Annotated in this window: 7 protein-coding genes and 3 pseudogenes; 7 read left to right on the top strand and 3 right to left on the bottom strand. The window is 58.2% G+C overall.

Annotation, left to right across the window (positions count from 1 at the left end; genetic code table 11):
• From I6F21_RS37030 to I6F21_RS37020, 3 genes are all read left to right on the top strand, one after another.
• Nucleotides 1-821 (top strand): HlyD family efflux transporter periplasmic adaptor subunit (locus I6F21_RS37030; RefSeq protein WP_225184316.1); only part of this gene is annotated, 821 nt, incomplete at its 5' end.
• Nucleotides 822-1,425: 604 nt separating this feature from the next.
• Complete coding sequence (locus tag I6F21_RS37025) at nucleotides 1,426-1,716, top strand: hypothetical protein (protein ID WP_146207638.1); 291 nt, start codon at nucleotides 1,426-1,428, stop codon at nucleotides 1,714-1,716.
• 1,331 nt (nucleotides 1,717-3,047) lie between these two features.
• A protein-coding gene (locus I6F21_RS37020) for an IS3 family transposase (protein WP_225184315.1) occupies nucleotides 3,048-4,201 on the top strand; the annotation gives its coding sequence in 2 pieces (ribosomal slippage) (nucleotides 3,048-3,297 and nucleotides 3,297-4,201; 1,155 coding nt in all).
• Nucleotides 4,202-4,589: 388 nt separating this feature from the next.
• Here the strand turns inward: I6F21_RS37020 and I6F21_RS37015 are convergent.
• Nucleotides 4,590-4,886 (bottom strand): DUF3892 domain-containing protein, encoded by a 297-nt coding sequence (locus I6F21_RS37015; protein WP_011091022.1) that lies wholly within the window; start codon nucleotides 4,884-4,886, stop codon nucleotides 4,590-4,592.
• A 753-nt stretch (nucleotides 4,887-5,639) separates the two neighbouring features.
• On the opposite strand from I6F21_RS37015, the pseudogene I6F21_RS37010 reads away from it, so the two are divergent.
• Nucleotides 5,640-5,933, top strand: a pseudogene (locus I6F21_RS37010) (integrase core domain-containing protein); the annotation flags it as partial.
• A 714-nt stretch (nucleotides 5,934-6,647) separates the two neighbouring features.
• On the opposite strand, the pseudogene I6F21_RS37005 reads toward I6F21_RS37010, so the two are convergent.
• Nucleotides 6,648-6,782: pseudogene (locus I6F21_RS37005) on the bottom strand (transposase); the annotation flags it as partial.
• A gap of 15 nt (nucleotides 6,783-6,797) precedes the next feature.
• Between I6F21_RS37005 and I6F21_RS37000 the strand changes: the two are divergent.
• The 3 genes and pseudogenes from I6F21_RS37000 to I6F21_RS36990 all read left to right on the top strand — a co-directional run.
• Complete coding sequence (locus I6F21_RS37000) at nucleotides 6,798-7,388, top strand: hypothetical protein (protein ID WP_225184314.1); 591 nt, start codon at nucleotides 6,798-6,800, stop codon at nucleotides 7,386-7,388.
• 68 nt (nucleotides 7,389-7,456) lie between these two features.
• Nucleotides 7,457-7,831: a hypothetical protein gene (locus I6F21_RS36995; RefSeq protein WP_225184313.1), complete on the top strand. Its 375-nt coding sequence runs from the start codon at nucleotides 7,457-7,459 to the stop codon at nucleotides 7,829-7,831.
• Nucleotides 7,785-8,042: pseudogene (locus I6F21_RS36990) on the top strand (transposase); the annotation flags it as partial. The gene I6F21_RS36995 and the pseudogene I6F21_RS36990, both read left to right, overlap by 47 nt.
• Before the next feature lie 912 nt (nucleotides 8,043-8,954).
• Here the strand turns inward: I6F21_RS36990 and I6F21_RS36985 are convergent.
• Nucleotides 8,955-9,322: hypothetical protein (locus I6F21_RS36985; protein WP_225184312.1), on the bottom strand; the 368-nt coding region annotated here is incomplete at its 5' end.

The following is a 9,322-nucleotide window of genomic DNA, read 5'->3' as shown; positions in this document are numbered from 1 at the left end:
TTGCCGAAACGAAAGCAGCTCAGGACGCTGCGGCCACACGCCTTCGTCAAGCGGACGCAGAATTCAAGCGAGCAAACGAACTAAGCACGCGTGGTGTACAGACGGCGGCGAATTTGGATCGCGCTCGTGCAACTTACGACGTCGCGCAGCAAGAGCTGGAGAGTACGCAGCAGCGGGTGAAATATTTGGAGACGGAACTTACGTCCGCTCGCGAGGGCGTCTTCATCGGGGAGTCCTATAACGACGCTCCCTCCTCGGCCCAACGTATCCGAGAGCTCGAGCAGCGGTTGGCCGAGCTGAATGTCGACAAGGAGCAGGTGAAAGCACGTATTGTACAGCTCGACCGGCAAGTCGATGCCGAGCGTCTTCGTGTCAATAATTTGAGCTTCGCTACCCTTAATGCCAGCGTCGTTGGTCTGGTCTGGGACATACTAATAGACGATGGCCAATACGCCCGGCGCGGCCAGGATCTCGTCAAGATCGTTGACTGCCGTACCCTGATCGTCACCGCGGGCGTCAGCGAATCTCTCTACGACGGTCTCTCGGTGGGAACGGCTGCGCAATTTCGGTTGTTTCGAGATGATCGTATTTTCAATGGAACCATAACCCGCCTTGGCGGATCCGGTGCGGCCTCACTCTACAACAATCTTGCTGTGGGTCCAAGTGCGCAACATCTCCAGCGCTTTGATGTCACTGTGACAGTTCCAGATCTTGCGGGAGATGCAGATCTCGGCTGCGCGATTGGACGCACTGGACGCGTGATCTTCACAGCTGGCCCAATCGCACAATTCCGTCGCTTTATAACGCGGCACGGGCTCTGATGCTTCTGGTGTCGCCACTCGTTGCTGCCTTCGCAGGCGTCGCCCTCATAATTGGGCTTTGGCTTACCGTCTTTCCGTTTCTCAATCCGATGAAGTGGTATTGGCGCGCTCTTCTCCGGGCGACGGCTGCCCTACTGTCTTGGCGTTATATGGCTTGGCGCTTCACCGAAACGTTGGCGCCGCTCGACTGGACTGCGGACGCGCTGTTCAGTTGGGATTCGTCATCCTCGAAGCTCTGACGATGCTTTCTGTCGTAGCGGGCTTTTGCAGAAGGCCGCCGCGCCAGAAGCTAAATCGGAGAAAAAGCCCTGAAGCAAGCCGCTCGCTCGCTACGGCGCTATGGGGGCGCGCTCCGCGAGCGGCTTGCTCCACATCCGCCAAAACAAACAAGGGGGTCACTTCTTCATGTCGCTACGGGGTTAAATCCGGACGTCGCTTGACAACCTAAGTAGCTGGTCGGCTTCCGAAGCCTGATGTCAAGCACGGTATCCGACCAGAAAGCCTGATCGAATGAGCAAGGTGGGATCAAAGGTTCAGAGCGGGCGCGGCGCCCTTCGGCGGCCGACCAATTCTGGTAGGTGCCAGCCGGAACTTAGAGCGTAAAATGGCCCGCCATTTTTCTCAGCCGGAGAGCAGCACAATGGACGCATTACCCCGCATCCAAGTCCTCCGGGATCTTATCGAAGAACAGATTGAAGTCGTCGCGGCGGCTATCTGCGACGGCAAATGCGCGTTGGAGGCCGAGCTGCGTTTAGAGTGGCTTACTCGCGAGCTGGTGATCGAAGAGAGCGGGGAACGCGTCTTCACGCACCAGAGCATAGCTCAACGGCTTTGGGACCAATATAGATGGGCCTCCCGCACGCGCCGTCGCCCCTACACTCTCAAACAACACTAAGAACCTTCTAGGCCGAACAAATCGGTTGGTCGGGCGGGCGAGTCTATTTGGTCGAAGAGACGTGGGAGCCGCGAGTGCCTGAAATCGTGACGCCAATCAGCCGTAAGCGTGCAATAGATTGGCTGAGCGCCAATCCGACCCGCCGTCGTGATGCGGCTGCCGCTGATCGTAAGCGGGCCGAACGCCTTTTGTCTGCGGCCTGATCGATCTGCAAAAGACCGAGGCTGAATACTGGCAGGCTGAGCGGCGTTAAGTCGCTCAGTCTGGCCTATCAATTTAGGTAGGCCACGCACGGCGGCTTTCTCGCTAAACCGCACTTCAGCTCCCAGCGGGTTAAGGTTCACGGGAAAGCAGGGTGTGGGTTAGCCTTTATGATCCGAGGGGCTAACTTCACGGGGCAGTGCGGATGCGGCAGGGATAGCGCCTCTATCTAAGCCCCCCAGCCGATAAAGGCGCCGAGTCGCATCCGCGCGGCTTTTGAGCCGACGAGGAAATCATGGCACCAAAGGCTAAGCCTTTAAGGCATTTGCGCGCGCGGGACATTGCTGAAGCGGTCCATTTCGCGACGCGACTATCCTACAAAAGGTGGCCGACGGGCGTGTGGTTTGAGCTAAGAGATCGGATGGTCAGAACAGCCGATGGGCAATTCTATCTTATCGAAGATCACCCCATTAAGCTTGACGGCCATGAAGTCGCACGGCCTTACAGTCTAGCGAGCGTCTTTGCGTGGCTGCATGATTGCCCACAACAGATTGAGCTTTGGAACGGCCCAAGCGGGCCGCTTTTCGTTTGTAAATTTTCCGCGCGGATCTTTGTCAGCTTTTGGAAAGCTAGCCCGAATACTCAGCCATTGAGCTTAGCGGCGCGTGGCAGGGACAGCGCGTGCCCCGGTGTACGCGAGGGGGCTAGAGCGCCGAGTCACGTCACCGCTAATCTCAATTGCAGCGCGGGCGCGGTAGGGACAACGCCCGATTCTTATCCTGACCTGGCGCCGAGCCGTGCCCGCGTTGCTTCCGGTCGCTGAGACTGATCGCCCAAGCGCCTGGCGGCGACCAGTCCTGGTAGTTGCGCCACGGGCTTTCCCGGACGATACTTTCCGTCGTCAGCTTCAGTCGCTTGACGCTGGCCATGTTGAAGTTGGCGGGGCGTGGTAGGGACAGCGCCTCTAATTCCAGCTCGGGCGCCGAGTCACGTTGCCGCTAACTTCTACCATAGGTCCAAATGGACGGTGATCATCAGCGTGACAAACCTTCGCCCGCAGAGCTGAGACTGAGCTGCTGCCGGTTTGATGGACACCCGGATTGGGTGTTTCATACAGCCGGAGGTTGGTCATGCAGAGACGTAAGTTCAGCCGAGAGTTCAAGATCGAGGCGGTCAAGCTTGTCAGGGAGCGCGGGGTATCGGTGGCGCAAGCCGGCCGCGACCTGGACGTTCATGAGAACGTATTGCGCAAATGGGTGAAGGAGTTTGGCTCCGATCCTGTGCAGGCCTTTCCCGGCCATGGCCAGATGAAGCCCGAGCAGTTGGAGATCGAGCGGCTGCGGCGCGAGGTCAACAAGCTGAAGGCAGAGCGGGACATCCTAAAAAAGGCCGCTGCCTACTTCGCGAAGGAAGCGACATGAAGTTCGGCTTCATTGCGAAGCACCGGGGCATCTGGCCGGTGGCATGGCTATGCGAAGCGATGGGCGTGTCGCGGTCGGGCTTTCATGCCTGGCTGAACCGGTCTCCCAGCGCCAGATCCCGAAGCGACGAAGCGGTCGGCCAGCAGGTGAAGGCCAGCTTCGTTGCCAGCGACCGGACCTATGGCGCCAGGCGTGTCTGGCGGGACCTGCTGGCTGATGGCGTCGAATGCGGCCTGCACCGGGTCGAGCGGCTGATGCGCCTGCAGGCCTTGCGGGCACGGCCACGGCGCCGGCGTCTGCCGAAGGATGAAGGCGATCGTCAGGTTGCGAACGTCCCGTCGAACCTTCTGGACCGGCAGTTCGCGGCCGAGCGGCCGAACCAGAAGTGGATCGCCGACTTCACCTACATCTGGACGGCCGAGGGCTGGCTTTACGTGTCGGCCGTGATCGATCTGTTCTCTCGTCGGGTGGTCGGCTGGTCGATGAGCGCCAGCATGACGGCGCAGTTGGTTGCCGACGCCCTGTTGATGGCCGTCTGGCGACGAGGCAAGCCGGATGCCCTGATGCATCACTCGGATCGGGGCAGCCAGTACGCAAGTGAACAGTTCCAGAGGCTGATGGCCGACAGTGGCATCGTCTGCAGCATGAGCCGATCCGGCAACGTCTGGGACAACGCGGCGATGGAGAGCTTCTTCTCGTCGCTGAAGACCGAACGCACCGAGCGCAAAACCTATCGTACCAGGAACGAGGCCAGAGCAGATGTGTTCGATTACATCGAGCGGTTCTACAACAGCATCCGCCGTCATTCGACGATCGGGTACGTCAGTCCGGTTGAGTTCGAGCGCAAGGTGGGATTAGCTTAACCGGGTGTCCATCAAACCGGCAGCAGCTCAGACGTTCGGAGCGGATACTACGCGCCGATCAGATCGCACCTCGGGGCCTCACTAAGGCCAACGCAGCCGCCTATTGCGGGTGCTCCAAGGACGCGTTAAGGGCTTGGTACCGGAGGCTATCCCCGGCACTCAGCGTTGGGATCGCAAGGCGATTGATTGGTATCTGGACCGGGCGTCCGGTCTGCCTACCGGGGAGACCGCATCGAGCGATCCGCTCCCAGACTGGCTGGCCTCAGAACGGAAGGCTGGCAGATAGGAGCGTACACGTCCAACCTTTTCAAGTGACTCTCGGGAGGCGCTCTATCAAAATTATACTACTGATCAGCCGGATCGCCAATGAACTTTATCCTTGCGACAATTAGGGGCACTCAGGGAGTGAAAGCAAATTGTCCGGTTGAATGCCATCGGCCTTCGTCTTGATGTACTTGTGCCCGTTGTGGACGGCCACAATCACATCGGCCGTGCGCTTTTCCTCGACATAGAACTCCCATACACCGTTTTCGATTTCTTTGATCGTGTGATCGACGGATTGCTTCCACCTAGACCCGTCCGGGTTTACTCCGCCAACGTTTTTGATTCGCTCGTGAGGGTTCTGCCTGTCAGTCTTGTTGATGCATTGAATTCGTATGCGGCTGGTCACTCGGGTCTCTCCCATCTGCAAGAATAAAGAGCCTCAGTGTGGACCTCGGCCGTGGGTTAGTGTGCCGACCAATCCTGGTAGGTGCCTTGCATCCTTCTCGGCGCCGAGTCGCGCCCCCATTGCCAGGCGACCGTGACTGTGATGCGGCAACCAGTTCTGGTAGTTGTGCCACGGCTTTTTGCGGTGGATGTATCCTACCGACAGCCTTCTTCCCTCCCCGAAGCTGGCGGTGGAGTTAGCGGCGCGCGTGGTAGGGACAGCGCTTCTACTTCTCTCAGATTGAGCGCCGAGCGACGTGGCCGCTAACTCCCAACCATGGGGCCAAAGGATGCATATATTCGAGCGGCACATCACGGCCCTACAGTCGCAAGCGCTTGAGGTGCTTGCAGCCAATCAGGCCCGGGCGGCCGATCAGTCTTTGAGCCTGGCAGATCGCCAAGTCGCGACATTTGATGCCGAGGAGGCTCGGGCAGTGTTAGGCATCCTCGACAGCGTGAAGCCCAATCTTAGGCCGAACGACGCGCGGCGGATCGCTGCACGCATACGCGCGCTTCTAGAGTGGGAGGGTTGAGTGCCGCACGACTCTCTCGGGGACAAAGGCGGTCAGCCCCGGTCTTCGGCGACGGTCTGGTCAACAAGGCCTGACTTAAACTCGTGAACATCAGCGGCGAAGGAGTTCGACTAGGCAGCTCTCCGGCAATTCATGTCCTGTAGGGTAGCCAAGGTCATTTCGATGAAACGTCAGCTTTCTTGACCAGCACTTTAACGTACGTATCCATCAAGTACACCGAGCGCCTGGCTGAGGCTGGCGTCGAGCCGTCTGTCAGCGTCGGAGATTCCTATGACAACGCTCTTGCCGAAACCATCAACGGTCTCTACAAGGCCGAGGTGATCCATCGGCGCGGGCCATGGCGCAGCTTCGAGGCCGTCGAGTTCGCCACTCTCGAATGGGTCGACTGGTTCAACAACCGGCGGCTCCTGGAGCCCATCGGAAACATCCCGCCGGCCGAAGCCGAGCAACGCTACTACGCCATGCTGGAACAACCAGCCATGGCGGCATAACTTAAACCAAATGGCCTCCGGCAAACCCGGGGCGGTTGATTATGATTTCCGGAAAGAGCTTCAGTGAGCCTGCGAACAAACCCCTTCGCCTTTTCCTTGGGTATCATCGTGACGACGGACATGCGCCCGTGCGACCCTTGCTTGCGGGTGCTCAACTTGGGCGCCGCTCGAGCAGGATGGCGCCGATGAGACGCAACCTTCGCTCGCAGCATCGAGTGCAGGCCGCTTAAACTCTAGCCCCTGAGGAGCCCGACGCTCCTTTCGCCAGCCGCCTAATCAGCCTCAAATCGTTTGACAACGGACAACGGTTGCCCCGCTTGTGCGGCGCCATCAACCGGTCGGCCCTCTGCTGAGATGTTTCGTTGTCGTGCAGAACTTCGAGACTACAGACGCGAGCGATCGCCACGACGCGGCGCGAGATTCGCTGATGGTTCATGGATTTTGCTTTTAGCTCTGATGCAGGTAGCGGACTGGCTGCCGGGGTTCAGAAACCGTAATCGTGACCGGCCAATGTGCTTTTGGGGCGCCCTTGGACACGGGCGCACCGTCCCCGCCGAACGGGGCTGTTAGCACGCTGGCCCATTGATGGCCACTGATGCTGGTTTCTGAGACCCAAGCCTATGGTCGCATACAACCTAGACGGTTGCAATGTTAATTATTCTACTCTAGGCGCAACGAAACCGCGCGCTTCCGTTGCAAGGCTCGACGCTGAAAGAACTTGGCCTTCCATTTGTAGATGCTGGCGTCGCTGACGCCGTGCTTGCGGCATAGATCGGCGACCGATACGCCGGCCTCATGCTCCTTCAAAATCCCGATGATCTGCTCGTCCGAAAAGCGGCTGCGCTTCATGCTCTGGTCCTTGTCATGGGCCAGAGCGAACTTCAAACTGGATTAAGCCCGTGGGGCAAGGTCAACGATACAACCGAGTTCAGCTATCAACGCGAAAAGTCAGAAGCGATCGGCATCACCAAAAGCATAAACAGTGGACGGGATAAGGCAGGTCGCCTCAGATCGCACACGGTTTGCGGCATCCTGATGCATTCGAGCCTCGCGGTTACAATCGAAGGGGTGCCGCTGGGGTTGGCGGCCGTTAAGTTCTGGACCCGGAAGAAATTCAAGGGGTCGGCAGCGCTTAAAAAGAAGATCAATCCGACCTGGATTCCCATCGAGAAAAAGGAAAGCGTCCGGTGGTTGGAAAATCTCAAGCAATCTACACAACTCTTGGATCATCCGGGACGATGCATCCATATTGGTGATCGCGAGAGTGACATCTACGAGCTTTTCTGCGCAGCACAGGAGATCGGAACTCATTTCCTGATCAGGACCTGCATCGACCAGCTTGGCTGGAGATGGGGATCACACGATCGCCGACGAAATGGACGAGGTCGCCGTCAAAGGGCTCCATCGCATCGAAGTCAGAGACAGCAACGACGATCCCGACCAGGCCATTCTTGAGGTTAGGTATCGCAAGATTCGCGTCCTGCCGCCGATCGGAAAGCAGAAGGCGCTATCCCGCTCTGACCTTGACGGTGATCCGTGCCGAAGAGCGCGGGACGCCGAAAAACAGAAAGAAGATCGATTGGAAACTGATCACCTACCTGCCTGTTGGTTCCCGCACCGACGCCATTGAGAAGCTGGAATGGTATGGTTTGAGATGGAAGATCGAGGTGTTCCACAAGATCCTCAAATCGGGCTGCAAAGCTGAGGAGTCGAAGCTTAGGACCGCCCAGCGTCAACCTGATCTCGCTCTTTTGCATCCTGAGTTGGCGGGTCTTCTGGATGACGATGCTCAACCGTTCCGCCCCAGACGCGCCACCAACCCTCGCGTTCGGCTGGGAGGAGCGGGGGACCATGAAGGCCTCAAAAGTTTCGGACGGCCAGAAGGCGTTCATCCTTAAACAGGGCAACGACGGGGTTGCGGTGGCGAAGATCTGCCGCAAGGCCGGGATCAGCCAGGCGACCTATTACAACTGGAAGAAGAAGTATGACGGTCTGCTGCCAACCGAGATCCGCCGGCTGAAGCAGCTCGAGGAGGAGAACGGCAAGCTGAAGAAGCTGGTCGCGGACCTGTCGCTCGACAAGGAGATGCTGCAGGACGTGATCCGCCGAAATGTATGGTCTGCCCCGCCTGTGCAAGGCTCTTGGGCGATCCGACTTCGACAGTCTGCGTAAATGTATCCGGCCTCTCGCGAGTGGGCTGCGGTTGCAGCCAGGCCATAATGAGATCAGCACGCCGCGTTCCCAGATAGCTAATCGGTCACTGGCCCGTTTTCGGCGAACGGCGGATTGCGCAAACTAAGCGCCTCAGTTCGCGCGGGACGGATAGCTCGCAATCTTGCGAGTGAGCTGCCAAAGCTCGACCCTGTTGGTCTCGGCTAATTGCTGTGCTCGCTGCTTAGCCGCTTCCTCATCCGCGCAAATCAGCCTTACGCAGTGCACTATATTCCCGTCGGGCTCGAACAAGTAGACCATGAACTCCTCGATCGAAGGACTTCCAGTCACGCGCCGGCCGTGACTTCGAAGGTTATTGCTTGGTCTGATGGCGCTGCGTGCATGTCTTTGGTGGAGGTCGTCTTCGCTCATGCTTATTTGATCGCGACACCGGCCGGCGTATTGCCCAGTTGCAACGTTCCTGCATGGACATCGCTCGGATCTTATTCCCCACTGGTTGCGGGCGGCGATCAGAGCCAGCTCCATTTTTTCCTCAACAATGGTCGACGTATCTCGACCGATACTGTCTAGGTGGTTCAGGGCCATCGCTTTGAAACTATGGGCTAGGCGCTCCTCGGTATCGTCGCGTGCATAGTCTATAATAGTATCCAGGGGGGGACGATTTCAGCCCGTTGCTCGGTCGGGTTTTGGTCCTTCAAGCAACGTGATCGCTCGAATAAAGGACTCCTCAATAGGGATCATATCAGGTTTCCTTTGACTGTGATAGGAAGCAGTGATTCCAGCTCGCACCGTTGGTGAAGATTCAGCGGATTGAAAGGCGGGGAACTTCAAGCGGCTTGCCGCTCCTCTTTAAGAAGTACCAGGCAGAGGGTATCTGTAGATTTCTTCGAATTTTCCGTCGACGACATTCCCCACGGCCCATTCCGTGAACAACACCGCGTCATCTAAAGCCACCTTTTCGGCTTTGCCCGTATCGATGTTGAAGTATTCACGGTGATGCCAATCTTGTTGACCTGCAACGAACGCCTTGTTCCCCACGCAGACCAAGGGCACGCCCGCTGCAGAACCTGGCACGGCAGCGCTCGACAGGGCCGGCCTCAGAAGCGCGGTCGGAAAGTGGATAAGTGTTCGGTGTGAGATTGCGCCCTGCTGATGCCACGCGATTTGGTGTTGTGGGGCGGGCGTGGCGGGAAAGTCGGCGCGGATCTCATGTGGTC

The sequence above is a fragment of the Bradyrhizobium sp. NBAIM03 genome, from assembly GCF_020194055.1.
GTDB classification, from domain to species: domain Bacteria; phylum Pseudomonadota; class Alphaproteobacteria; order Rhizobiales; family Xanthobacteraceae; genus Bradyrhizobium; species Bradyrhizobium yuanmingense.
The sequence above is the reverse complement of the archived record's forward strand: the minus strand, read 5'-3'. Positions and strand labels throughout refer to the sequence as shown.